Raw genomic sequence first — 26,636 nt, forward strand, 5'->3', positions numbered from 1 at the left:
GGTGCCTATGCTCAATCAAGAACTGGAACTCAGTCTCAACATGGCTTTCGCCAGAGCGCGTGAGCACCGACACGAGTTTATGACCGTGGAGCACCTGCTGTTGGCTCTGCTCAGTAACCCAGCCGCCCGTGAAGCATTGGAAGCCTGCACGGTAGATTTAGCCGCGCTGCGTCAGGAACTGGAAGCGTTCATTGAGCAAACCACACCAACATTACCGCAGAGTGACGACGAGCGAGAAACGCAACCCACGCTCAGCTTCCAGCGCGTACTCCAACGTGCCGTCTTCCACGTGCAGTCCTCCGGCCGCAGCGAGGTGTCTGGCGCCAACGTTCTGGTCGCGATTTTTAGCGAGCAGGAATCTCAGGCCGCCTACCTGCTGCGCAAGCATGACGTCAGCCGTCTGGATGTCGTGAACTTTATTTCTCACGGCACACGTAAAGAAGAATCCGATCAGGCGCCAAACCCTGAAAGTCCCGTCAATGAAGAACAGGCAGGAGGGGAAGATCGTATGGAAAACTTCACCACCAATCTGAATCAGCTGGCTCGCGTTGGCGGTATCGATCCGCTCATTGGCCGGGATAAGGAACTGGAGCGCACGATTCAGGTATTGTGCCGTCGCCGTAAAAATAACCCGCTGCTGGTCGGCGAATCCGGCGTCGGTAAAACCGCGATTGCTGAAGGGCTGGCCTGGCGTATTGTGCAGGGCGATGTACCGGAAGTGATGGCGGAGTGCACGCTGTACTCGCTGGACATCGGTGCACTGCTGGCAGGCACTAAATACCGTGGTGATTTTGAAAAACGCTTCAAGGCGCTGTTGAAGCAGTTGGAGCAGGATAAAAACAGTATTCTGTTCATTGATGAAATTCATACGATTATCGGCGCGGGTGCGGCGTCCGGTGGTCAGGTCGATGCGGCTAATCTGATTAAACCACTGCTTTCCAGCGGTAAGATTCGCGTTATCGGCTCGACTACCTATCAGGAATTCAGCAATATCTTTGAAAAGGATCGTGCGCTGGCGCGTCGTTTCCAGAAAATCGATATCACTGAACCGAGCGTGGAAGAAACCGTACAAATCATTAATGGTCTGAAGCCGAAATATGAGGCTCACCATGATGTTCGCTATACGTCGAAAGCGGTTCGTGCCGCGGTAGAACTGGCCGTGAAATACATCAATGACCGTCACCTGCCGGATAAAGCGATTGATGTGATCGATGAGGCCGGTGCACGCAGCCGTCTGATGCCGGTCAGTAAACGCAAGAAAACGGTCAACGTGAGTGATATTGAATCGGTTGTCGCCCGCATCGCCCGTATTCCAGAAAAAACTGTCTCCGCCAGCGATCGCGATGTGCTGAAAAATCTCAGTGACCGCCTGAAAATGCTGGTGTTTGGGCAGGACAAAGCAATCGAAGCCCTGTCTGAGTCTATCAAGATGAGTCGTGCAGGGTTGGGTCAGGAGCGTAAACCAGTTGGTTCCTTCTTGTTTGCTGGTCCTACCGGCGTGGGTAAGACGGAAGTCACGTTACAGTTGGCCAAAGCGCTGGATATCGAACTGCTGCGCTTTGATATGTCCGAATACATGGAGCGCCATACGGTTAGCCGCTTGATTGGCGCGCCTCCCGGCTATGTGGGCTATGATCAGGGCGGCCTGCTGACGGATGCGGTGATTAAGCACCCCCATGCGGTACTGCTGTTGGATGAGATCGAGAAAGCGCATCCTGACGTCTTTAACCTGCTGCTGCAGGTAATGGATAACGGTACGCTGACGGACAACAATGGCCGTAAAGCGGATTTCCGCAATGTCATTGTCGTCATGACCACCAACGCAGGCGTGCGGGAAACACAGCGTAAATCCATCGGCATTATCCATCAGGACAACAGTACGGATGCGATGGAAGAAATTAAGAAAGTATTTACGCCGGAGTTCCGTAACCGTCTCGACGGTATTATCTGGTTCAACCATCTGTCGACCGATGTCATTCAGCAGGTTGTCGATAAGTTTATCGTAGAACTTCAGGCGCAGTTGGATGCGAAAGGCGTGTCGCTGGAAGTGAGCGATGAAGCACGCGACTGGCTGGCAGAAAAAGGTTATGACAAGGCAATGGGTGCCCGACCAATGGCACGCGTGATGCAGGAAAGCCTCAAGAAACCGCTGGCCAACGAGCTGCTGTTTGGTTCGCTGGTGGACGGAGGGTCTGTGACGGTGGAACTGGATAAAGAAACGCAACAACTGACGTATGGCTTCGTGAGTGCGCAGAAGCGAAAAACAGAAAGTGTTAATTAATCAATATCGTGTGTTATCTAAGAGGGATGCTGAGGCATCCCTTTTTTTATGTTTCTGGGCTGCACTGAATAGTATGGCTACCCAAAAACAAAAGCCCTTACCATAAAGGAAAGGGCTAGGGAGGGAGTCACATCCTCATATATCGCTGTAATCAGCGATGAGCGAACCGGTTAGCGGCTGCGGAAGACAATGCGGCCTTTACTCAGGTCGTACGGGGTTAACTCTACAGTGACTTTGTCACCCGTCAGGATGCGGATATAGTTTTTACGCATTTTACCGGAGATATGAGCGGTAACCACGTGCCCGTTTTCCAATTCAACGCGGAACATGGTGTTGGGCAGCGTATCAAGCACGGTGCCTTGCATTTCAATATTGTCTTCTTTGGCCATCGAATCCTCTAGGTCTAACTACCTTTATTTTTTAACCGCAAGATAATGCCGAAAAACCGACATTATGTAAAGAAGCGTTCACGTTTGGGGCGTTATTTACACGGTTTCCTCTATCACCCTGTCGGTTCGGCGAGCTGTTGTGGTAGCCAACAACCGTCATCGACGGAAATATCCTGCCACTGGAAAAGCAGTTGCAGAAAGCGTTCGCGGGGTATTTCACTCACGCCCAGTGACGCCGTATGGGCATTTAACACCTGACAATCAATCAAATGACCGCCGTGGCGAATAAAATGCTGCTGGAACGCCAGCAGTGCATATTTTGAGGCGTTATCCATGCGGCTGAACATGGATTCACCGCAAAATAATCGGCCTTGTTCAATACCATATAACCCACCAACCAGTGCGCCATTGTGCCACACTTCGACGGAATGTGCTTTCCCAACCTGATGAAGCTGGCGATAAGCTGAAATTATGTCTGGCGTAATCCAGGTACCGTCATAGTGCTCATGCGCGCAAGCGTGGATAACATCATCGAATGCCTGATTCAGCGTCGCGTGAAAAGTATGGCGCTTCAGAAATTTTTTCATGCTGCGGCTGAGATGGAATTCACCGGGAAACAGAACCGCGCGTGGGTTTGGTGACCACCATAAAATAGGCTCACCGGGAGAAAACCAAGGGAAAATGCCCTGTCGATAAGCTGCGTTTAATCGGGCCACGGAGAGGTCACCGCCAACGGCCAGCAGGCCGTTGGGGTCATCTAACGCATGGTTCGGATCAGGAAACTGAAGCGATTGAGATGAAAGCTGGTATAGGCGCATGTTTTTCAAACGTTGTGTTTCACGGAAATTGCCTTAAACGTGCTGGCGGAATTGCCAATAACGACCTTGTTGTGCCATTAAAACCTGATGACTGCCCTGTTCGATCACTTTGCCATCGTCCAGAATACAGATGCGATCCATCGATTCTAAACCGTATAGCCGGTGGGTAATGACGATCAGCGTCTTATTGGCACAGTGCTGGCGGAGCAGTTGCAGAATACGCTTTTCGGTTTCAGCATCCAACCCTTCAGTCGGTTCATCCAATAGAACGAGCGGTGCATCGTGCAATAAGGCACGTGCCAACGCGATACGGCGCTGTTCGCCACCGGACAGTTGTCGACCGCCTTCTCCCAGCCAGGCATTCAGCCCTTCGTTTTCTAGCAGTTTTTCTAACCCAACCTGCTGTAATACCTCGGTCAGTTTTTCATCTCGTGCCGTCGGTGCTGCTAACAGCAGGTTATCACGCAGCGTGGCGCTGAAAATATGCACGCGCTGCGGCACCACGCTCATCATGGCGCGGAGATCGTCTTCTCGCCAATCGGCAATAGGATGTCCATTCAGCGCAATGTCTCCGTATTCACAATTCCATGCCCGGGTCAGCAAGTGCAATAGCGTCGATTTCCCGCATCCGGTACGTCCTAGCAGCGCCAGATGCTCGCCCGGTCGAATGGAAAGCGTAATATTCTGCAACACAGGCTGGGGTTGACCGGGATAGGTGAAACCGACATGTGAGATGTCTAGCGACGCCTTACACGAGGTTTCTGGCCCATGTGCTGGGAACGTGACGTCAACGGGCTGGCGAATGATTTGATCGACCCGAGCCGCGGAGGCAATCACTTGTCCCATATGCTGGAAGGCCACCGTGACAGGGGCCAGCGCTTCGAAAGCCGCAAGTGAGGCGAACGCGAATAGCGCAATCAACGCACCGGGCTGTGGGTTATCACCAACCCCATCGGCTGCCAGCCATAGAATCAGGGTAACGGTCAGTCCGCTGCATAAAATCATCACCGCCTGAGACAGGCCGGTAAGGTTGGCCTGCTGACGTTGTCGGCGCAGCCAGTTAATTTCCACCAGCGCCAACTGTTGACGGACGCGACTGAGTGCGCCGAAGACGGTGAGTTCCGCTTGACCTTGTAGCCAGGTCGTTATCTGAAGGCGGTATTGTGCACGCAGCGCGGTCAAATCCTGCCCGATACCGTTCCCCGCCCGATAAAAGACAATCGGCAGGCACAGCAGGAGTACCAGCATAATGGCACCGAGCGTCAGAGCCAGTGAGGCATCAAGGAAGCTCAGGCCGTAGCAAACGATAAGAATGACGGCGAATGCGCTGACGATGGGTGAAATCACGCGGAGATAGAGGTGGTCGAGCGTATCCACGTCTGCCACGAGCCGGTTTAGCAGTTCAGCCTGACGAAATTGTGCCAGTCCACCCGGAGAGAGCGGCAAAATGCGAGAAAAAGTGAAAACACGTAAGCGTAGCAAAACGCGGAAGGTGGCATCGTGGCTGACGACTCTTTCCGCGTAGCGCCCAGCAGTACGGGCGATAGCCGCGCCGCGCACGCCAGCGGCGGGCAGCATATAGTTAAACGTAAGCAGCCCGACGATCCCCGCCAGTGCGGCACCCGCCAGAAACCAGCCGGATAGGGCGAGTAGACCAATACTGGCCAGCAACGTAGCAATCGCCAATATCACGCCCAGACTCAAATACCAGAAGTGCTGACGATAAAGTGCCAGAAATGGTTTTAATACCTGCATCGTTTTCATCTGAGCCATTACAGCGCCTCCTGTCGTTGTGCCAGTAGCGTCGCGAAGGGACCTGCTTCGGCTCGGAGTGTTTGATAATCACCCTGTTGAACTAACCGACCGCCTTCCATGACCCAGATCGTGTCATATTCGACGATCTCGGTGAGCTGATGCGTGATCAGTAGCGTGGTCTGTGAACGTGCAGCGTCGTTCAGCGCCGTCATAACGAGCGCCTCGCTATGGGCATCCAGACTGGCTGACGGTTCATCCAGCAGCAGTAAGTTGCAAGGATGAATGAGCGCACGGGCAACGGCGACGCGCTGTGCCTGTCCGACGGAGAGGCGTGCCGCACCGTCACCGGTTGTCGTTTCCAGACCCTGCGGGAGGTGCGGTAAAAATTCCTGTACATGCGCACGCTCAATCGCCTGTTGCAATTCCAAAGGGCTGGCCTGCGGATTACCCAGCAGAATATTGCTGCGTAGCGTCTGTTCCGGTAGGTGGGGATTTTGTCCGACCCAGCTTAACTGCTTGCGCCATGATTCAGGCGTCAACGTGTTCAATGCCTGACCGTTGACGGTGAGTGAACCGCGATAGGGCAGAAATCCCAGCAGCACATTCAGCAGCGAGCTTTTTCCTGCTCCGCTGAGGCCGACCAGCGCGATACGTTCACCTGCACGAATATCGAACGTCAACGGTTGGGTCAGCGGCGTACCATTCGGCGCGAGGACAACCAGATCTTCCGCCCGGATAGCAATGGCGTTATCGCTGCTGAACGCGTGTGTGCCAAAGCCGACCGTTTCGCCTTCCTCTGACAAAAAAGTCACCAACGATTCTGCTGCCCCGATAGCCTGAGCTTTGGCATGATAGAAGGTGCCCAAATCGCGTAAAGGCTGAAAGAATTCTGGAGCCAGAATCAATACGAGAAAGCCGGCGAAGAGCGTCACCCCCATGCCGTAATGACCAAAATCCAGTTCACCGAGATAAGAGAATCCGAAATAGACGGCGACCACGGCGATTGAAATGGAGGCGAAAAATTCCAGCACGCCCGAGGAGAGAAACGCCATACGTAGCACTTCCATTGTGCGACTACGGAAATCTTCGGAAGCATGACGGATTTCTTCAATTTCAGCCTTGCCACGATGGAACAGACGCAGAGTCTCCATCCCGCGCAGGCGATCGAGGAAGTGTCCGCTCAGGCGTGCCAGAGCCAGAAAGTTACGTCGGTTAGCATCCGCCGCGCCCATGCCAACCAGCGCCATAAAAAGCGGGATAAGCGGGGCGGTTAGAAACAGAATCAGGCCAGCAGCCCAATTGAGCGGGAAAATCGTGATTAAGATAAGCAGCGGAATCAGCGCGGCAAGATACATTTGTGGCAGATAGCGGGCGTAATAATCCTGCATATCATCAACCTGCTCAAGAATCATCGTTGCCCAACTGCCGGCGGGTTTGCCCTGAACCCAAGCAGGGCCAAGCTGTTGCAATCGATCCAGTACCAGCTTACGAATTTGCTGTCGAACGGCTTGTCCGCAAAGAAAACCCACACGCTCGCGTAACACACTGTTGAGTGCGCGCAGAATAAATGTGGCAATCAGCAGAAGGAAGGGGGAAAGCAGAGATTCGCGAGTAGCATGCTCGATAATCAAGGCATGAAGCAGTGTCGCTAACAGCCAAGCTTGCGCCACGATTAATGCACCGCTCAGGAATCCAAGCAGGAGTGAAATCCGGAGCCAACGTTGCGCCAGCTTACTCTGCTGTTTCAGCCAGGCGGTCAGTTCTTGCTGTCTGGTTTTTTTCATCAGGCACCAGTTCGTTATATTGCAGAAATGGACTTAACAGAAAATAACTCTCATGCAACCGTTAGTTAACAAAATTATCTTCTATCACGCAGAATGATGTCATGTTACCGCGACAGGGGCGCGCTGCAAACGAAAAGGAGAGGGGAAATGGGTGAGACGATCAATTTTGTGTTGTGGAAGGTAAGCCAAAAGTGAAGAAAACGGAACGGCCATCGCCGCTCCGTTATCAGCAGCGTATTACTTGTTGACGGTCAGTCCGTCCAGGTAGCGTTCAGCATCTAGTGCCGCCATACAGCCAGTACCTGCGGAGGTAATGGCCTGACGGTAGATGTGATCCATGACGTCGCCTGCGGCAAAGACGCCAGGAATACTGGTCTGTGTCGCGTTGCCGTGAATACCGGACTGCACTTTGATATAACCGTTTTCCAGTTCCAGTTGACCGCCGAACACGGCCGTATTTGGGCTGTGGCCGATAGCGATAAACACGCCAGCCAGCTCCAGTTCTTCCGCTGCGTCGCTTTGCGTATCGCGGATACGCACACCGGTTACACCCATGTCATCGCCCAGCACGTCGTCCAGCGTACGATTGGTATGCAAGATGATGTTGCCGTTTTTAACTTTGTCCATCAGGCGGTCGATCAGAATTTTCTCTGAACGGAACGTCTCGCGACGGTGAATTAAATGCACTTCCGCCGCGATGTTAGACAAATACAGCGCTTCTTCAACCGCGGTATTCCCACCGCCAACTACAGCGACTTTCTGGTTACGGTAGAAGAACCCGTCACAGGTTGCACAGGCAGAAACCCCTTTGCCTTTAAAGGCTTCTTCTGACGGTAGGCCAAGGTAACGCGCTGATGCCCCCGTGGCAATGATCAGCGCGTCACAGGTGTACTCGGCGCTATCGCCGAATAAACGGAAGGGACGGTTTTGCAAATCGACACGTTCAATATGATCGAAGATCACTTCAGTATTGAATTTGGTCGCGTGTGCATGCATACGCTCCATTAACAGCGGGCCAGTTAAATCATCGGCATCACCCGGCCAATTTTCTACTTCGGTCGTGGTCGTCAACTGACCGCCTTTTTCCATGCCAGTGATTAATACTGGCTGTAGATTTGCCCGTGCAGCATACACTGCGGCAGTGTAGCCAGCCGGGCCTGAACCCAGAATCAATAACTTGTGATGTTTAACGGTACCCATGCTTTCCTCATTTCATGACGGCGGATAATGTTTATATGAACGGTCTCTACGACAAACACGTTTCCTTATTACAAACAGTCTCTACCACGGACAATGCGAATGATTGTAAGGAAATTACAAGAGTAAAAAAAGTATGCAGAAAAGTTGCTGGCTATTTGTTTAATCGTTAATGACGATGGTGACGACAAATCGCTGAAAAATCAGCCACATTCATAAGTAAAATGATTGAAGTCACTTCGACGAAGGGCTCTGACTTATCCAATCTGGCAGTTTCTTCTGATTTTCGTTGTTTTGCTTTGACAATCGGCTGTGCATTTGCGAAAACATCTGGGTAAGAGGAAATTTTTTGTATGTGAACAGTTAAAAGCTCGGCTTTTTATTCGTTTTTTCGCAGGTAGGCCTTTGGGCCACGGATATGACGTGATGGTCTTCTTCGCGGGTAAGCAATACGTGGGGCGATAACGAGAAGTTAATGACTGTTGATATACAAAATAGGCAGCGTGTCTTCTTTAAGGGTAGCTCTGATACATGAGGTCTATCGGGGTAAAGCGGGTGCAGGGAAAAGTGAAGAGAGACAATAATAAATGGTAGACACTAAAAAACGGCCAGGAAAAGATCTCGATCGTATTGATCGTAACATCCTGAATGAATTGCAAAAAGATGGGCGTATTTCCAATGTCGAGCTTTCCAAACGTGTTGGGTTGTCGCCAACGCCTTGTCTGGAACGTGTACGTCGTCTGGAAAGACAGGGCTTCATTAACGGCTACACAGCGCTGCTAAACCCGCATTATCTGGATGCGTCACTGCTGGTTTTTGTTGAAATAACGCTAAACCGCGGCGCGCCTGATGTATTTGAACAGTTCAATGCTGCGGTGCAAAAACTGGAAGAAATTCAGGAATGTCATCTGGTTTCCGGTGATTTTGACTACCTGTTGAAAACGCGTGTGCCAGACATGTCCGCTTACCGTAAGCTCCTGGGTGAAACGCTGCTGCGTTTGCCGGGCGTAAACGACACCCGTACCTATGTGGTGATGGAAGAAGTGAAGCAAAGCAACCGTCTGGTCATTAAGACGCGATAAACGTGTGGGTGCAAAACCCGATAAATTCAGCTACACTCCTGTGAATTTATACAGTCCCAGCGCCGGGTTTTCTCGGCGCTTTGTCATAAACCTTACAGGCCCCTGGAGAGACTCTTGAGCCAGGAATATACAGAAGATAAAGACGTTACCCTGAAAAAGCTCAGTGGAACACGTCGTTTGCTTGAAGCGATTTTAATCGTTGTGGCACTTTTTGCGGTTTATCTTAGTGTCGCACTACTCAGTTTCAGCCCCTCCGACCCCAGTTGGTCACAGACTGCATGGCATGAACCGATTCACAACCTTGGTGGTGTAGCAGGTGCATGGCTGGCGGATACGCTGTTCTTCATTTTTGGTGTGCTGGCCTACGCTATTCCGCCGATTATGTTATCTCTGTGCTGGGTCGCCTTCCGCCAGCGTGATAACAACCAGACTATTGACTACTTTACCTTTTCACTTCGCCTGATTGGGACATTGGCGCTGATCCTGACCTCTTGTGGTTTGGCTGCGTTGAATATTGACGATCTCTACTATTTTGCTTCCGGTGGTGTTTTGGGAAGCCTGTTTAGCAGCTCAATGATCCCGCGTTTCAACAGCATGGGCGCAACGCTGATTTTGCTGTGCGTATGGGGGGCTGGGTTAACGCTGTTTACCGGCTGGTCATGGTTAACGATTGCTGAAAAAATTGGCGCGGGTGTCTTGGGTTGTTTGACGTTTATGTCAAACCGTTCACGCCGCGACGAGGACTATCGCGAAGAACACGATCGTGAAGAGGATGATCGCGATGCGCTTAATCTGCGTCACGATGAGGCGTTGGGTGAGGCCGTAACACAACAGCGTGATGATGATGACGTTCTATTTTCTGCGCCTTCCGTTGCTGATGCGGTAAACGACACGACGGCAGACAATAATATAGAAGCCTTATCACCGTTAACCGATAGCGCGCCGACGGTGACACAATCGGCCTTCTCCGCTGAAACACCGGTGGCAGGGCCAACATTGTCTGATGTGGCAGTGTCTGATTCAGCATTACCAGAATCAGTATTCTCTGGTTCATCGTCTGGCATTGTGCCACCCATTACTCCAACCCCGAGTGATTCGACGCCGTCGCCAAATCCACCGCTGTATTCGTTTGAAATCCCTGAAACGCCAGCGACAATGCCAGAGATTGCAACCTCACCTGAGCTCCATAGCAGTGCGTATGCACCTTACGGAAATAGTTACGGAGAGAGTGCTGTACCACCGATTGTCTCGGCACCTGTGGTTCAACCTTTTGCTGAACCGCGACAACCTGTACGCGATACGGATTTCAATACGAACAGTACGTTTATGCCTGCGTTCAGTGCCGATGGCGATGATAATCCGCAGATTAAACGCGGCGTAGGGCCTGAACTGCCGCGTCCTAATCCAGTACGTATTCCTACTCGCCGCGAGCTGGCGTCATATGGAATCAAACTGCCGTCGCAGCGGTTGGCTGAAGCACAAGCAAGGCTGCAGGCGCAGAATGGTAGTGCAGAAACGGAATTGGCGAACGACGTGTATCAGGAAGAGACTCCAGATGACCTCGCCCAGCAGGAAGCGGCATTGCAGCAAGCGTATCTGGATCAGCAACGTCAGCGTTACGGTGATGAATACCCGTTACAGGAAGACGATGAAGATGCGCTTCTGCAAGCGCAGCTAGCCAGAGATTTCGCAGCACAGCAGCAGTCACGTTATGACGGCAGGGCGTTGCAGCGCGATGAGGAAATTCCTGCTCCGATAGCACCGCCTGCGGTCAGCGAGCCTGTTCAGCCAAACCCTGTTACATCGCACAACGCTTTTTCATTCTCGCCGTTTAGTGCGGAGAATGAACGTGAGCCTGAACCGCATACGTTCAGTGAACCCACCTATTTACAGCCGTCCTATAACTCCGAGCCAGAGCTTCCGCCGATGCATGCTGGTGAAGATGAGGACGACGACGATGATCGCAACCCATTGGTGTTTAGTCAGCCAATGCAGCCAGCGTCAGCGCCTGTTGAGGCCGCGAAACAGGAAAATGTGGTAACACCAACGCATCATCCGGCAATGGATGGCTTGATTCATCCGTTCCTGATGCGTAATGAACAACCGCGGCAGAAGCCGACTACGCCGCTGCCAACCTTGGATTTATTGACGCCACCGCCGGCTAGCGAAGCGCCTGTTGATAATTTTGCACTTGAACAGACGGCGCGACTGATTGAAGCGCGTCTGGCTGATTTCCGAGTAAAAGCCGATGTGGTCGATCACTCTCCCGGGCCGGTGATCACACGGTTTGAATTGGATCTGGCTCCGGGCGTTAAAGCGGCTCGTATCTCGAATTTGTCGCGCGATTTGGCACGTTCACTGTCGGTTGTCGCGGTGCGTATTGTTGAGGTTATCCCCGGCAGACCGTACGTCGGGCTGGAATTGCCGAACGCGCATCGCCAGACGGTTTATCTGCGAGAAGTGTTGGACTGCGATCAGTTCCGGGATAATCCATCGCCGCTGTCGATTGTGTTGGGTAAAGATATTGCGGGTGAACCTGTCGTTGCCGATTTAGCGAAAATGCCACACCTGCTGGTTGCGGGTACGACAGGGTCGGGTAAATCGGTCGGCGTTAACGCCATGATCATCAGTATGTTGTATAAAGCCACGCCAGAAGACGTACGCTTTATCATGATTGACCCGAAAATGCTGGAACTCTCGGTGTACGAAGGTATTCCGCATTTGTTGACGGAAGTCGTGACCGACATGAAGGATGCGGCCAATGCATTACGCTGGTGTGTCGGTGAAATGGAACGCCGTTACAAGCTCATGTCAGCGCTTGGTGTACGAAATCTGGCGGGATACAACGAACGGGTGATGACGGCAAATGCAATGGGCCGTCCGATCCCCGATCCGTTCTGGAAACCGAGTGACAGTATGGATATGACGCCGCCGGTGCTGGAAAAACTGCCGTATATTGTTGTGATGGTCGATGAATTTGCTGACTTAATGATGGCGGTGGGTAAGAAAGTTGAAGAATTGATTGCCCGACTCGCACAAAAAGCGCGTGCTGCGGGGATCCACTTGGTGCTGGCGACGCAGCGTCCTTCGGTTGATGTCATCACCGGATTGATCAAAGCAAACATCCCGACGCGTATCGCGTTTACCGTTTCCAGTAAAATCGACTCACGGACTATCCTCGATCAAAGTGGCGCGGAGTCGCTATTGGGGATGGGGGATATGTTGTATATGGCGCCTAACTCCTCGATACCTGTCCGTGTTCATGGCGCTTTTGTGCGTGATGAAGAAGTTCATGCCGTCGTTCAGGACTGGAAGGCGCGTGGTCGCCCTCAATATATCGATAATATTGTTAGCGGTGGCGACGATGCTGAAGGTGGAAACCTCGGTCTTGATGGTGATGAAGAACTCGATCCGCTGTTCGATCAGGCTGTAGAGTTTGTGGTCGATAAGCGTCGGGCATCAATCTCTGGCGTACAGCGTCAGTTCAGAATCGGCTATAACCGCGCTGCGCGAATTGTTGAACAAATGGAGGCGCAGGGTATTGTCAGCGCTCCAGGACACAATGGTAACCGTGAGGTATTGGCACCGCCATCGATGGAATGAAAATGCAGTATTGATTGACGTCATCTACTAAGGGCTGCGTAAGCAGCCCTTATGCAAAGAAGCGTAAAAGCAGCAATAAGCAGATAATTCACCTATCACCGTCCGACTGGGTTCAGATAACATAGATCTATAGATAATGTAGCTCGACGAATAACACCGATCTGTAAAGAACATAGGCGCTATGCAAAGCGTCTGACCTCGATAGATGAAGGTTCGTTATATTAAGAAATTCAAAGGATTATGCGTATGAAAAAGTGGTTAGCTATCAGTTGCCTGATTGCAGGTGTTACCTCAACCGCTGTCTATGCGGATGCGGCAAAAGATTTGCAGGGTCGCCTCAATAAAGTCAGCAGTTTCCACGCCAATTTCAGCCAGAAAGTCACCAGCGCTGACGGCGCAGCGGTGCAGGAGGGGGAAGGCGAACTGTGGTTGAAACGTCCTAACCTATTTAACTGGAAAACCACATCACCTGACGAAAGTGCGTTGATTTCTGATGGCAAAACGCTTTGGTTCTACAATCCGTTTGTTGAACAAGTCACGGCAACCTGGCTGAAAGATGCAACAGGCAATACACCGTTTATTCTGATCACGCGTAACGACACCAGCGACTGGAATAAATACGATGTGCGCCAGAAAGGTGATGATTTTGAACTTACGCCGAAGTCAGCGAGCGGCAATCTGAAGCAGTTTGCGATTAATGTGACGACAAGCGGCACAATCAAACAGTTTACCGCGACGGAACAAGACGGTCAGCGGAGCACTTATGTGCTGAAAAATCAGCAAAACGGCGCTGTTGATGCCGCACAATTCACGTTCACACCGCCGAAAGGCGTCACGCTGGATGACCAGCGTCAGTGAGGCCAGAGTGAGCAATCTGTCCCTTGATTTTTCCCATAATGAATTCCAACCGCTGGCCGCGCGTATGCGGCCAGCGACGTTGGCACAGTATATCGGTCAACAGCATCTGTTAGGAGCTGGTAAGCCTCTGCCACGAGCTATTGAGGCAGGGCAGTTGCACTCAATGATTCTCTGGGGGCCGCCAGGAACGGGAAAAACCACACTGGCAGAACTGATTGGGCATTACGGGCAGGCGGATGTTGAACGTATTTCTGCCGTGACGTCCGGGATCAAAGAAATTCGTGAAGCGATTGAGCGTGCTCGACAAAATCGCAATGCGGGGCGTCGCACTATTTTGTTTGTCGATGAAGTCCATCGTTTCAACAAAAGTCAGCAGGATGCGTTTCTGCCACATATTGAAGATGGAACGATCACCTTTATTGGTGCGACAACGGAAAATCCCTCTTTCGAACTCAATTCCGCCTTGTTATCTCGCGCCCGCGTCTATTTGCTAAAAGCGCTGACGGCGGAAGATATCGAGCAGGTCTTGCAGCAGGCCATGAGCGACAGCGAGCGTGGGTACGGCGGACAGAATATTGTCCTGCCTGCCGAAACCGCGCGAATGCTGGCCGAATTGGTCAATGGCGACGCCAGACGTGCGCTGAATAGCCTGGAAATGATGGCGGATATGGCGGAAATCGACGCGCAGGGCCTACGTGTTCTGACGCCGGCACTCCTCAACGAAATTGCTGGCGAGCGTAGTGCCCGCTTTGATAACAAAGGTGACCGCTATTACGACCTGATTTCGGCGTTGCATAAATCAGTAAGAGGTTCCTCGCCGGACGCGGCGCTTTATTGGTACGCCAGAATCATTACCGCCGGCGGCGACCCGCTGTATGTTGCCCGACGGCTGTTGGCAATTGCATCGGAGGATGTTGGCAACGCCGACCCGCGTGCGATGCAGGTGGCTATCTCCGCTTGGGATTGCTTCACTCGTATCGGCCCTGCAGAAGGGGAGCGCGCCATTGCTCAGGCGATTGTTTATCTGGCCTGCGCTCCTAAAAGTAACGCCGTGTATAGCGCATTTAAAGCCGCGATGCAGGATGCGCGCGAGAAGCCAGACTATGATGTTCCCGAGCATTTGCGCAATGCGCCTACGCGGTTGATGAAAGAAATGGGGCTCGGCGCTGAGTATCGGTACGCACACAATGAACCCAATGCCTATGCCGCTGGCGAGAGCTATTTTCCGCCGGAAATGGCCGATACGCACTATTACGCGCCAACCTCACGCGGCCTTGAGGGCAAAATTGGTGAAAAGCTCGCCTGGCTTGCCACTCAGGATCAAAATAGCCCGACAAAACGCTACCGTTGAACTAAGCGTTGCGGTAAGGTTATTGCGGTATTTTCTGAAACCGGCCGCGTAGCGCGCCGTGTACGCCACCATTTCATTTGATAATCATAAGCACAGGATTAGCATGCTCGATCCCAATTTACTGCGCAATGAGCTAGACGCAGTCGCCGAAAAGTTACTGGCTCGCAGAGGCTTTAAGCTGGATGTTGAGACCCTGCGTAAGCAGGAAGAACGTCGTAAAGTATTGCAGGTAGAAACTGAAAACCTGCAGGCAGAGCGTAACTCCCGATCGAAAGAGATTGGTGCAGCGAAAGCACGCGGTGAAGATATCGAGCCTTTGCGTCGTGAAGTTAACACATTAGGCGAAAAACTGGATGCCGCGAAAGCCGAGCTGGATCAGTTGCAGAATGAAATTCGCGATCTGGCGTTAACGATCCCGAACCTGCCGGACGACTCTGTGCCGCTTGGAAAGGACGACACGCAGAACCAGGAAGTGACTCGCTGGGGTGAGCCACGTAAGTACGATTTCCCCGTACGCGATCATGTTGAACTCGGAGAGATGGCTGCCGGGCTGGATTTTGCCGCTGCGGTGAAATTAACTGGTGCGCGTTTTGTCGTGATGAAAGGGCAGATTGCCCGTCTGCACCGTGCGCTTGCCCAGTTCATGCTGGATTTGCATACACAGCAGCATGGCTATCAGGAAGCGTATGTTCCTTATCTGGTCAACCACGCCACGCTATACGGTACAGGCCAACTGCCTAAATTTGGCGAAGACCTGTTCCATACCACTCCGCTGAGCGAAGAAGCAGAAAGCAGCAGCTATGCGCTGATTCCGACAGCTGAAGTGCCGTTGACCAACTTGGTGCGTGACGAGATTCTGGATGAAGAATCCTTACCGTTGAAAATGACTGCACACACGCCGTGCTTCCGTTCAGAAGCTGGCTCGTATGGTCGTGATACGCGTGGGTTGATTCGTATGCACCAGTTTGACAAGGTTGAACTGGTACAAATCGTTCGCCCTGAAGATTCTATGCAGGCACTGGAAGAATTGACGACCCATGCCGAAACCGTGCTGCAACTGCTGAAATTACCGTATCGTAAGGTCTTGCTGTGTACGGGTGATATGGGCTTTGGCTCCACCAAGACTTACGATCTGGAAGTCTGGCTGCCGGCGCAGGACACGTACCGTGAGATCTCTTCCTGCTCAAACATGTGGGATTTCCAGGCGCGCCGTATGCAGGCTCGCTGCCGCAGTAAGTCCGATAAGAAGACTCGACTGGTTCACACGCTGAACGGTTCTGGTCTGGCAGTCGGTCGTACACTGGTTGCTGTTCTGGAAAACTATCAGCAGGCTGATGGCCGTATTGAGGTTCCAGAAGTATTGCGTCCGTATATGGGCGGGCTGGAATTTATTGGCTAATTGCGGTTATCTGAATAAAGCGCCTCAGGGCGCTTTTTTTTTACGCCATAGTTTCGGTAATATTTTTTCATCGTAAAAAGAGTTTATCTACCTTAAACCACTCGCGTTACTTAAATTTTAAGTTAAAAATGATTTAAGATCAGCAATGTAGAGGCTTTCTGTTTTTAAGCGTAGCGGGTTTCCTGTTTGTGTTGATTAATTCTTTCAATCTATCACTTGAAAAAGGACTTTTAGCACTTTTGCCCTGATTGACTTTTATATACGCAGTGGCATGATGCGCTCACTCTTCTCCGGTTGTTTGGTTACCCACTTCGCTATGCCTGCTTATTCTCGCCCAGTGCTGTTATTGCTCTGCGGACTTTTGTTGCTGACAGTTTGTATTGCGGTATTAAATACCCTAGTACCGCTATGGTTGAGTTATCAATCTCTTCCTGTCTGGCAGGTTGGCCTTGTTGGTTCATCCTACTTCGGCGGCAATCTGGTTGGAACGCTACTAGCCGGTAAATTAATCAAGCTTTATGGGTTTAACCGCAGCTATTATTTCGCGGCTTTATTATTCGGCATTGCGATCCTTGGCCTCGGTATTTCTGCGGATATCGGCAACTGGCTGTTGTGGCGTTTCCTTGCTGGGATCGGCTGTGCATTAATCTGGGTTGTGGTTGAAAGCGCTTTGTTATGCAGCGGAACGCCGACGCAGAGAGGGCAACTTCTGGCTGCTTATATGATCGCTTACTACCTCGGTAGCGTGATTGGACAGCTTCTGCTTGGGGTATTGCCAACTGCGTTGCTGGGCGTGCTGCCGTGGATGGTTGCGCTAGTTACTTTGGCCGTATTACCACTGCTGTTTACTGGTCTTCCTACGCCGCCAGAGCAGCACGAAAAGCATATCAATATGTGGAAAATGCTGACGTACCGCAGTGCCCGTTTAGGTGTACACGGCTGTATTATTTCCGGTGCAATTTTAGGATCGCTGTATGGCCTGATGCCGCTGTACCTCTCGCATCAAGGAATGAATGATGCGCAGGTTGGATACTGGATGGCGCTGCTGATCAGCTCCGGTATCATCGGGCAATGGCCTGTTGGACGCATGGCCGATCGTTATGGTCGGTTGCTGGTTTTGCGGGCATTAGTCTTTGTGGTGATTATTGGCTGTATTGCGATGTTAAGTATTAGCCACTATGCCATGGCACCGTCGCTGTTCCTGCTGGGATGCGCAGGGTTTACGCTGTACCCTGTTGCCATGTCGTGGGCATGTGAAAAAGTGCGCCCTGACGAACTGGTCGCGATGAATCAGGCGCTGCTCCTCAGCTACACGCTTGGCAGCCTTTGCGGACCAAGCGTCGCTGCGGTATTGATGCAAAGTTACTCCGATCGATTGTTGTTTGTATTGATTGCGGCTATTGCCATGATCTACCTGATGCTGTTGCTCAGAAAAGCCGATCATCATCCAACGCCATTAGCCGCTGCCTGAGCTAGCGACATCAAGGCTGGCCAGCGAACTTTGTCCTGCTTCTACCATGTTATTCCACAGCGCTTCGGCTACTGGGCTAAGGCGCTGTTTTGCGTTTCGCACCAGATAAAATATGCTGGTGAGCCCGAGTTTTTCCGGTGAAATAGCTGTGAGTTGTCCAGTTTCAACCCATTTCGCTGCATAGTGATCGGGAAGAAAACCAATATGTGTGCCAGCTAATAAGAGCAGCAAGCTACTTTCTAAATTCCAGGCTGTATTTTGCAAACCTTTCTTTGCGACTGGGCCTAGTTGCTTACTAATTTCGTACAGTGCATGGCCACCAATGAGTAACCTGTTCGGGTTAAGTGTTCCATCACGCCACTCTTTTTCTATCCTTGCTGCATTTTCTGAAGCGGAATAAAAATAACTTTTTTCAACGAAAACTGGCTGGAAATAGATGTCGGTTGGAACATCATCCGGTAAGACGCTCAAGATAATATCGATATGACCATTCTTTAGGCGTTCCATCAGCGGTGTGTAATCACCGATCTCTAGTTCAACCGCAACGTCAGGGCTCTGGCCGTACAATTTTCCAATCGCCTTGGAGATAACTTTGGCAGGGTGGGTGACAGTATTATCCAAACAGCCAATACGGGCTTCACCAATGAGTTGATGCTTGATCCGTGCTAATCGATTTGCAAAGTCATCCAGCGTGGCGATAACCGATTTGGCTTCCTGATAGACCACTTCGCCTTCCGTTGTGAGAGCAAACCCTCCACGCCCTCGTTCGCAAAGGACTAGCCCGAGCGTATCCTCAAGGCGAGACAGGTAGTGACTTAGGACGGGTTGGCTTAATCCTGTTGCGGACTGTGCATTGGTAATTCCTTTTTTTTCAACGATTTTACAAAAAAGCTTTAACCAGCGAATCTCCAGTTTATCTAAGCGCATAGCATGTCCTTCGCATACATCACATATCTGAATGTTAACATCAAAATATATCTGTATTAATCGATATGAAACCCATTTATCTTATTCTTACGCCACATCACTGGTGTGGTTGCCACAAAAAGTGTGGTTTTATGCGTCACATCAGGGTCTCTCATCAGCACAATGGTGTTGTTAGCTTGCTAACGACACCATTGTTCTATACGCCGCCAGACAACCTCTATAAAATATCACAACGATACAATAATTATTTGCTGCTTATTTAATGGAGGAATTATGTCTCAAGGGAATGCTGTGCCTGAAAAAGAACAACAGGGACGGCAAATCTATGATTACGAATACGGCCCTGTTCCTGCTGAAGCCAGAAAAAGTTGGTATGTTATCGCTTTAATATGGCTGGCAATGGGAATTGACATTTCAGGCCTATTTCTTGGCGCTTTCTTAAGCGGTGGGTTACCTTTTTCTCAGGCTGTTAGTGCCACGCTTATCGGTTCCGCCTTTTTAGGTGTGTTGGCAGCATTATGTGCTAACGTCGGTTATGGATGCGGATTATCAACAACGCTACTGAGTATCTCCGTTTTTGGACGCCTCGGTGGAAAGATCATCGGTATTTTCTCTGCTGTATCATTGATTGGCTGGTTTGCTTTTCAACTCGATTTTTTTGGCGTAATGCTGCAAAAATCATTGCTACATTATCAATTAGAACCTGGACGTTTCCTTATTTTGGTTTTCGGTATGGTGCTGATGATCTCTACCGCTATTTGGGGCGTTAGGGCATTGGGCAAACTGAGTATATTCAGTGTGCCATTAATGCTGATATTGATCATTACAGGTTTGGTTTTAGCCGCAAGTAATCATTCAGAAATACCGATTCCGATAATTAAAGCGCCAATTAGCATGGGAAGCGCTATCTCTTACGTAGTTTCTATATGGATAGTATCTGCAGTGATGTCACCGGATATTGCCCGCTATGCCAAAACACGCAAAGACGCGTTTCTCGGCGCTGGTTTAGGATTCTTTTTAGGCAATAGCTCAACCATATTAGTTGCACTCATTCTGACTCATTTGGTTGGTACAGAGGATCTCGTTGAAGTGTTCTTCAGTATCGGTTTGGGCATGTCTGCTATTGTGGTACTTATTTTTGCACAGTGGACAACGAATAGTACCAATCTGGTTTCTGCATCACTGGGACTATCTGTTGTTATTCGAACGCTATCTCGGCCAGTATTGGTTGTACTAATGGCTATTGCCGGTTTGCTGTTAGCCTACAACGGTATGATTAATAATTTTACTCAATTTTTGTCACTGCTTGGTGTATTGATTTCTCCTATCGCAGGTGTCTATCTTGTCGAATATTATTTTATTAAATCCTCACGTTTGCAGAAAAATGTATCAGAGGCATCATTCTTGAATGTGACGGCGGCTATATCGTGGTCACTCGGTAGTATTGTGAGCCTGTTGACCTCCCCTGATTTTTTCGATTTATTTACGATAAGCTCGATCTCTGCCCTGGATGGCGTAATCGTCAGTATGGCGATGTATATCGGCATACATAAATTTTTTCCTCAATTGGCAGATTGAACGTGTTATGCAGATAACACGAGATCTTGGGTAGGATATGTCTCGTTATATTAATGCACAAATAATTGATGATATAGCACTAGGGGCCGCTGTTCTCGGTACAGGAGGCGGCGGTGATCCGTATGTAGGTTCTTTAATGGCAAAGCACGCATTAAAAAATGCGGATAAGATTCCTGTATTCGGTTTAGATGAAATTAAAGACGACGATATATTTGTTCCTTGTAGCATGATCGGTGCAACGACGGTTGTTGTAGAAAAAATCATGTCAGCAAGTCAATTCGTTCGAGCATTTGACACGATGGAAAAGGCGCTTGATCGACCTATTACGGCGACCTTTCCTATCGAAGTCGGTGGCATCAATTCGTTAATACCGTTAGTAGTTGCGGCCGCAAAAGGGTTACCTGTTATCGATTGCGATGCGATGGGGAGAGCTTTTCCCGAAGCACAGATGGTGACTTTTTTTCTTGATGGCTTACCTTCGGCGCCCAATACGTTAGCTGATGAGAAAGGTAATACGGTTATTCTTAATCCCATTGATGGCATGTGGTCGGAACGGCTGGCCCGCTCAATTGTGGAGCAAATGGGCGCCGCTTGCGCGATGTGTGATTACCCCTTGCGCGGTAGCCAACTTAAGCGTAGCGCCATCAAAGGCACGCTGACGCTAGCGCAGGATATCGGAAAAATGCTTCGTCTGGCTCACAAGTCAGGCAGCCATCCAGTACAATCTCTACTCACAGTGTTGAATGGCCATGTCGTTGCATCAGGAAAGATTGTTGATGTAGCTCGGCGCACAGATGGCGGTTTTGCGCGGGGCAACGTAGTGCTGGATGGTATGGGGAACGATAAAGGCGAATCGTTTACGGTACTTTTTCAGAATGAGTTATTGTTGGCTTATCGCTCATCACAGGTGAAAGATCCTACGCAGGATAATCTGCTGGCCGTTGTGCCTGATTTAATCTCCATAGTAGATAGTGAAACCGGACGTCCGATTATCACGGAACATTTACGTTATGGGCAGCGAGTCGATGTGATTGCCTATCCGTGCAATGACAAGTGGCGAACGCCAAAAGGGATTGACGTTGCGGGGCCGGAGTATTTCGGTTATCCGGTGCAGTATGTGCCGATAGAACGGCTTGCAAATCGCTGAGGCTTTCCCGATGTTACATAAAAATGATTACCGACTCGGGATTGATGTCGGTGGCACCAACACGGATGCGGCAATTTTAGATGCTAACCTGCGCTGCATTGCGACCGCCAAATTTCCTACCAGTCTGGATATCTACAGCGGCATCGAACGGGCGATTGCGGAAGTATTGGCGCAGTCTGGCATCGCACCACAGCATATTCGCTATGCGATGTTGGGTACAACCCAATGTACCAATGCGATTGTTGAGCGAAAAGGGCTGGATCGCGTAGGATTATTGCGCCTGAGCCTGCCAAGTAGCGATAGCGTCCCGCCGCTGTGTGGCTGGGATGACGAGTGGCAAAGGGCGTTAGGCGAGCATTTCTACCAGATTCATGGCGGCTATGAATTTGATGGTCGAGAGATTCATTCTGTACTGCGGGATGAAGTGCTGTCAGTTTGTGACAAAATGCGCGGCCATGTCGATAGCGTGGCTATCTGTGGCGTATTTTCCCCCGTAAACAATCAACAGGAACTGAAGGTTGCCCAGTGGGTGAGTGCGGCATTGCCAGCGGTTTCCGTGTCGTTATCCCACCGGATAGGCAGCACGGGATTACTGGAAAGGGAAAACGCGACCATCCTGAATGCGTCGTTGCAAAGCACCGCGAACCGTTTTGTTAACGGCTTTACGCAAGCGTTAGTGCGGCACGGTATCAAGGCTACGCCATTTTTCGGGCAAAACGATGGCACATTGATGTCCGAGAGTATGGTGAAGCAATACCCTATTCTGACGATGGCCTGTGGACCAACGAACTCGATTCGCGGAGCGTGCCACCTTTCTGGACTGGATAATGCGCTGATTATCGATGTTGGCGGGACGACGACAGATATTGGCGTGTTGGTGAATGGTTTCCCGCGTGAATCGGCAATTGCCGTTGAAGTCGGCGATGTACGGACGAATTTCAGGATGCCAGACATTATTTCTATCGGCATTGGCGGTGGAACCTGCGTTCGGCAGTCTCAGGATGGAAAACTTACCCTTGGGCCGGATAGTGTCGGCTATCGTCTGCTTGAACAGGGCCTCAGCTTCGGCGGTGAGACGTTAACGCTCAGCGACATCATGCTACAACTACATCGTGAACGATGGATTGCGGATCTTCCTCGTCCGCTACCCAAGCTGGATAATGCATTTTGTCAGCAGGCTTATCGTCAGATGATTGAGAAAGTGGAAAGCGCTATCGATCGGATTAAATCGTCAAGCACGGCTATTCCCGCAGTGCTTGTTGGCGGCGGCAGTATTTTGCTGCCTGACGTTTTATCCGGTGTCAGCCAGGTCGTGCGTCCGCAGAATTTTGATGCGGCTAATGCGGTGGGTGTGGCGTTAGGGGCGGTGGGCGCACAGATCGAACGTGTGGTTAAAATGCCGGATAACGATCGTGAAAAGATAAAAAACGAATTGCAGCAGCAAACCATTTGTCTTGCAGAAGAGATGGGCGCTAGGGCAGGCAGTGTTGAAATCATCGACTATCAGGAAATTCCGTTGGCTTATCTGCCGGGGAATGCGGTACAGGTGAAAATCAAGGCAGCAGGGACTTTGGCGTAGCGCAGCGTATTAACACCGTTATGATATCTACCCGCTAAAATGTAAATAGCGCGCCCTGAGCGCGCTATTTTTCAGAAAACGTCAGAGGTTAGTACATGACCTTGTGACCGTAGCTTTCAAGAATCGATTTAACGCGATCCATTGTATCGGCCTTCGGCGGTTTAACGCCGTCTAATTTGTACTCTTCGCCCATCGCGATCCACTTGTGTTTACCAAGCTCATGGTAGGGGAGAAGCTCAATTTTCTCGATGTTCGTCATGTCTTTGGTGAATTCGCCCAGCTTATGTGCGGACGCATCATCGTCAGACCAGCCGGGCACAACCACATAACGTATCCAGGTACGTTGGTTGCGCTTTGCCAGATAGCGAGCGAAATCCAGAGTACGGTGATTGGATACGCCAACTAAATTTTGGTGTATGTCGTCATTCATTTGCTTCAGGTCGAGCATCACTAAATCGCTGACGTCTAATAGCTCGTCAATGACGGGATCGTAGCGGCGCACGAAGCCATTGGTGTCCAGACAGGTGTTGATACCTTCAGCCTTACAGGCACGGAACCAGTCGCGCACAAATTCGGCTTGGAGAATAGCCTCGCCGCCGGATGCCGTTACGCCGCCGCCGGATGCATTCATAAAGTGGCGGTAGGTCACGACTTCTTTCATGAGTTCTTCAACCGTGACTTCCTTACCGCTGTGCGTATCCCAAGTATCACGGTTATGGCAATACAGGCAGCGCATCAGGCAGCCCTGAAAGAAGATGATGAAACGGATGCCTGGGCCATCGACGGTGCCACAGGATTCAAAGGAGTGGATGCGACCGATTACTGACATTGCGAGGTTTTCTCCAAATTTGACCGGACAATAGCGGTCTTTATGAGCGCAGTCATGAGAAAGCAGGTACCAATCTGGCAGGAATTTCTGACAGAAAAACACCGTGTGACAGATGCTGCGTCGAATCTGTTTTGCAAGCCATCCACATGATGAGGGCAACATAGCGGGCTGGCAAAACAGGCTAACACCCTGAACGATAAGTGAGGGCGAGAAAAAGGCCCCACTGACGTGGAGCCTTTATTTTACGCCTTTTCAGACAGCCATGGAAATTAGATTGACTGTGTGAAAGTACGGGTGATGACGTCTTGTTGCTGTTCTTTCGTCAGTGAGTTGAAACGCACTGCGTAGCCAGATACACGAATGGTCAACTGCGGATATTTCTCTGGGTTTTCCATCGCATCAAGCAGCATTTCACGGTTCATGACGTTGACGTTCAGGTGCTGACCGCCTTCGATGCTGGCTTCGTGGTGGAAGTAACCATCCATCAGGCCGGCAAGGTTAGCTTTACGCACATTGTCATCTTTACCTAACGCGTTAGGGACGATGGAGAAGGTATAAGAAATACCATCTTTCGCGTAAGCAAACGGCAGTTTAGCAACGGAAGTCAGAGAAGCCACGGCGCCTTTCTGATCGCGGCCATGCATTGGGTTAGCACCTGGTCCGAACGGCGCACCTGCACGGCGGCCATCTGGCGTGTTACCCGTCTTCTTACCATATACCACGTTAGAGGTGATGGTCAGAACAGACTGCGTTGGTGTTGCACCACGGTAGGTATTCAGTTTCTGAATTTTCTTCATGAAACGTTCAACCAGATCACAAGCCAGTTCATCTACGCGAGAATCGTTGTTACCGAATTGTGGATATTCACCTTCGATATCAAAGTCGATAGCCAAGCCATCTTCATCACGAATGGGTTTAACTTTGGCATATTTGATGGCAGACAGGGAGTCAGCAGCAACAGACAGACCCGCGATACCACACGCCATGGTACGGAATACGTCACGGTCATGCAGTGCCATCAGCGACGCTTCGTAGCTGTATTTGTCATGCATGTAGTGAATGATATTCAGAGCGGTGACGTATTGTTTAGCCAGCCAATCCATGAAGTGATCCATACGCTCCATCACTTCGTCGAAGTTCAGAACGTCGCCTTTGATCGGGGCTGATTTCGGACCAACCTGCATTTTCAGTTTTTCGTCGACGCCGCCGTTGATCGCGTACAGCATAGTTTTTGCCAGGTTTGCACGCGCACCAAAGAACTGCATTTGTTTGCCAACGATCATCGGGCTTACGCAACACGCAATCGCGTAGTCATCATTGTTAAAGTCAGGACGCATCAGATCGTCATTCTCGTATTGCAGAGAAGAGGTATCGATGGAGACTTTAGCTGCATAGTTTTTAAAGCTTTGCGGCAATTTTTCAGACCACAGAATGGTCATATTTGGTTCTGGAGACGGCCCCATGGTGTACAGGGTGTTCAGGAAGCGGAAGCTGGTTTTGCTAACCAGAGTACGACCATCCAGACCCATACCTGCCAGAGATTCTGTTGCCCAGATTGGGTCACCAGAGAACAGCTCATCATACTCAGGCGTACGCAGGAAACGAACCATACGTAGTTTCATGACCAGATGGTCAATCATTTCCTGAGCTTCTTCTTCAGTGATTTTACCTGCTTTCAGGTCGCGCTCAAGGTAGATATCGAGGAAGGTGGAGACGCGTCCGAAGGACATTGCCGCACCATTCTGTGATTTCACCGCAGCCAAGTAACCGAAGTAAGTCCACTGCACGGCTTCCTGAGCTGTCGCTGCTGGGCCAGAAATGTCACAGCCATATTTAGCGGCCATTTCTTTAATTTGGCTCAGCGCATGATGCTGGTCAGCAATTTCTTCACGCAGACGGATTGTTGCTTCCAGATCTTCTCCGTTTTCCAGTTTGGATTGCAGAGAAGTGAACTGGGCAAACTTGTCTTTCATCAGGTAGTCGATACCGTACAGCGCAACGCGACGGTAGTCACCGATGATACGACCACGGCCGTAAGCATCTGGCAGACCGGTCAGAACGCCTGATTTACGACAACGCAGGATATCTGGGGTGTAAACATCGAATACGCCTTGGTTGTGCGTTTTGCGGTATTCGGTGAAGATTTTTTTCAGTTGAGGATCCAGTTCACGGCCGTAAACTTTGCATGAACCTTCAACCATTTTGATGCCGCCGAACGGAATTAACGCACGTTTCAGCGGAGCGTCAGTCTGCAGACCAACGATTTTTTCCAGACCTTTGTTGATGTATCCCGCGTCGTGAGACGTAATAGTTGCAGCAACATTGGTATCAAAATCAACAGGCGCGTGAGTACGGTTTTCCTGTTTGATGCCTTCCATAACGCTGTCCCACAGCGCTGAGGTCGCTTTAGTTGCGCCAGCCAGGAAAGACTCATCACCTTCATACGGCGTGTAGTTTTTCTGGATAAAGTCACGAACATTGACGTTATCCTGCCATTCACCTTTGCTAAAGCCTTGCCATGCATTGGCCAATTTTTCATTCAGCTCGGTCATTTTACACCTACCTTTGATATGGATTTCTTAAAACCC

General features: G+C 50.6%; 18 protein-coding genes. 10 read left to right on the forward strand and 8 right to left on the reverse strand.

What is annotated here, in order from left to right; all coding sequences use genetic code 11:
• Positions 1–7: 7 nt before the first annotated feature.
• Positions 8–2,281 (forward strand): ATP-dependent Clp protease ATP-binding subunit ClpA, encoded by a 2,274-nt coding sequence (gene clpA / locus DMB82_RS08790; protein ID WP_102116248.1) that lies wholly within the window; start codon positions 8–10, stop codon positions 2,279–2,281.
• 170 nt (positions 2,282–2,451) lie between these two features.
• Here the strand turns inward: clpA and infA are convergent, their stop codons facing one another.
• The 5 genes from infA to trxB all read right to left on the reverse strand — a co-directional run bounded on the left by infA (position 2,452) and on the right by trxB (position 8,227).
• The gene (gene infA / locus DMB82_RS08795) at positions 2,452–2,670 is read right to left on the reverse strand and encodes a translation initiation factor IF-1 (protein ID WP_002211347.1); all 219 of its coding nucleotides are present in this window, start codon (positions 2,668–2,670) and stop codon (positions 2,452–2,454) included.
• A 113-nt stretch (positions 2,671–2,783) separates the two neighbouring features.
• Positions 2,784–3,488: a leucyl/phenylalanyl-tRNA--protein transferase gene (gene aat, locus DMB82_RS08800; protein ID WP_116163466.1), complete on the reverse strand. Its 705-nt coding sequence runs from the start codon at positions 3,486–3,488 to the stop codon at positions 2,784–2,786.
• Between the two features lie 33 nt (positions 3,489–3,521).
• The gene (gene cydC, locus DMB82_RS08805; protein ID WP_420892629.1) at positions 3,522–5,243 is read right to left on the reverse strand and encodes a heme ABC transporter ATP-binding protein/permease CydC; all 1,722 of its coding nucleotides are present in this window, start codon (positions 5,241–5,243) and stop codon (positions 3,522–3,524) included.
• 17 nt (positions 5,244–5,260) lie between these two features.
• A complete protein-coding gene (cydD, locus tag DMB82_RS08810) occupies positions 5,261–7,027 on the reverse strand; it encodes a heme ABC transporter permease/ATP-binding protein CydD (RefSeq protein WP_102116251.1) in 1,767 nt (588 codons plus the stop codon).
• Between the two features lie 237 nt (positions 7,028–7,264).
• Positions 7,265–8,227, reverse strand: a complete 963-nt coding sequence (gene trxB, locus DMB82_RS08815; RefSeq protein WP_039276288.1) for a thioredoxin-disulfide reductase — start codon at positions 8,225–8,227, stop codon at positions 7,265–7,267.
• Positions 8,228–8,811: 584 nt separating this feature from the next.
• Between trxB and lrp the strand changes: the two genes are divergently transcribed.
• The 6 genes from lrp to DMB82_RS08845 all read left to right on the forward strand — a co-directional run bounded on the left by lrp (position 8,812) and on the right by DMB82_RS08845 (position 17,988).
• Positions 8,812–9,306, forward strand: coding sequence for a leucine-responsive transcriptional regulator Lrp (lrp, locus tag DMB82_RS08820; RefSeq protein ID WP_010277211.1), 495 nt, complete (start codon positions 8,812–8,814; stop codon positions 9,304–9,306).
• A gap of 114 nt (positions 9,307–9,420) precedes the next feature.
• Positions 9,421–12,909 carry a DNA translocase FtsK 4TM domain-containing protein gene (locus DMB82_RS08825; protein WP_116163462.1) on the forward strand — a complete coding sequence of 1,163 codons (3,489 nt, stop codon included), beginning with the start codon at positions 9,421–9,423 and terminating at the stop codon, positions 12,907–12,909.
• Between the two features lie 246 nt (positions 12,910–13,155).
• Positions 13,156–13,767, forward strand: a complete 612-nt coding sequence (gene lolA, locus DMB82_RS08830) for an outer membrane lipoprotein periplasmic chaperone LolA (protein ID WP_102116253.1) — start codon at positions 13,156–13,158, stop codon at positions 13,765–13,767.
• Between the two features lie 7 nt (positions 13,768–13,774).
• A complete protein-coding gene (locus tag DMB82_RS08835) occupies positions 13,775–15,118 on the forward strand; it encodes a replication-associated recombination protein A (protein WP_102116526.1) in 1,344 nt (447 codons plus the stop codon).
• A gap of 103 nt (positions 15,119–15,221) precedes the next feature.
• The gene (gene serS / locus DMB82_RS08840) at positions 15,222–16,517 is read left to right on the forward strand and encodes a serine--tRNA ligase (protein ID WP_010277199.1); all 1,296 of its coding nucleotides are present in this window, start codon (positions 15,222–15,224) and stop codon (positions 16,515–16,517) included.
• Positions 16,518–16,833: 316 nt separating this feature from the next.
• The gene (locus DMB82_RS08845; protein ID WP_102116255.1) at positions 16,834–17,988 is read left to right on the forward strand and encodes an MFS transporter; all 1,155 of its coding nucleotides are present in this window, start codon (positions 16,834–16,836) and stop codon (positions 17,986–17,988) included.
• On the opposite strand, the gene DMB82_RS08850 is transcribed toward DMB82_RS08845, so the two are convergent.
• Entirely contained in the window at positions 17,974–18,915 is a 942-nt protein-coding gene (locus DMB82_RS08850; protein ID WP_116163460.1) for a LysR family transcriptional regulator, read from the reverse strand. The two genes, DMB82_RS08845 and DMB82_RS08850, sit on opposite strands and share 15 nt — an antisense overlap.
• A gap of 273 nt (positions 18,916–19,188) precedes the next feature.
• Between DMB82_RS08850 and DMB82_RS08855 the strand changes: the two genes are divergently transcribed.
• The 3 genes from DMB82_RS08855 to DMB82_RS08865 are packed head-to-tail and all read left to right on the forward strand — an operon-like array spanning position 19,189 to position 23,219.
• On the forward strand, positions 19,189–20,493 hold the full coding sequence (locus DMB82_RS08855) for a cytosine permease (protein WP_116155642.1): 1,305 nt from the start codon (positions 19,189–19,191) through the stop codon (positions 20,491–20,493).
• A 37-nt stretch (positions 20,494–20,530) separates the two neighbouring features.
• A complete protein-coding gene (locus DMB82_RS08860; protein ID WP_116163458.1) occupies positions 20,531–21,640 on the forward strand; it encodes a DUF917 domain-containing protein in 1,110 nt (369 codons plus the stop codon).
• A 10-nt stretch (positions 21,641–21,650) separates the two neighbouring features.
• Positions 21,651–23,219, forward strand: a complete 1,569-nt coding sequence (locus tag DMB82_RS08865; protein ID WP_116163456.1) for a hydantoinase/oxoprolinase N-terminal domain-containing protein — start codon at positions 21,651–21,653, stop codon at positions 23,217–23,219.
• 88 nt (positions 23,220–23,307) lie between these two features.
• On the opposite strand, the gene pflA is transcribed toward DMB82_RS08865, so the two are convergent.
• Together pflA and pflB are read right to left on the reverse strand one after the other, a co-directional pair.
• On the reverse strand, positions 23,308–24,048 hold the full coding sequence (gene pflA / locus DMB82_RS08870) for a pyruvate formate lyase 1-activating protein (protein WP_102116260.1): 741 nt from the start codon (positions 24,046–24,048) through the stop codon (positions 23,308–23,310).
• A 269-nt stretch (positions 24,049–24,317) separates the two neighbouring features.
• Positions 24,318–26,600: a formate C-acetyltransferase gene (gene pflB / locus DMB82_RS08875; RefSeq protein ID WP_116163454.1), complete on the reverse strand. Its 2,283-nt coding sequence runs from the start codon at positions 26,598–26,600 to the stop codon at positions 24,318–24,320.
• Between the last annotated feature and the right edge of the window lie 36 nt (positions 26,601–26,636).

It is taken from the genome of Pectobacterium aquaticum, assembly GCF_003382565.3.
Lineage (GTDB): Bacteria > Pseudomonadota > Gammaproteobacteria > Enterobacterales > Enterobacteriaceae > Pectobacterium > Pectobacterium aquaticum.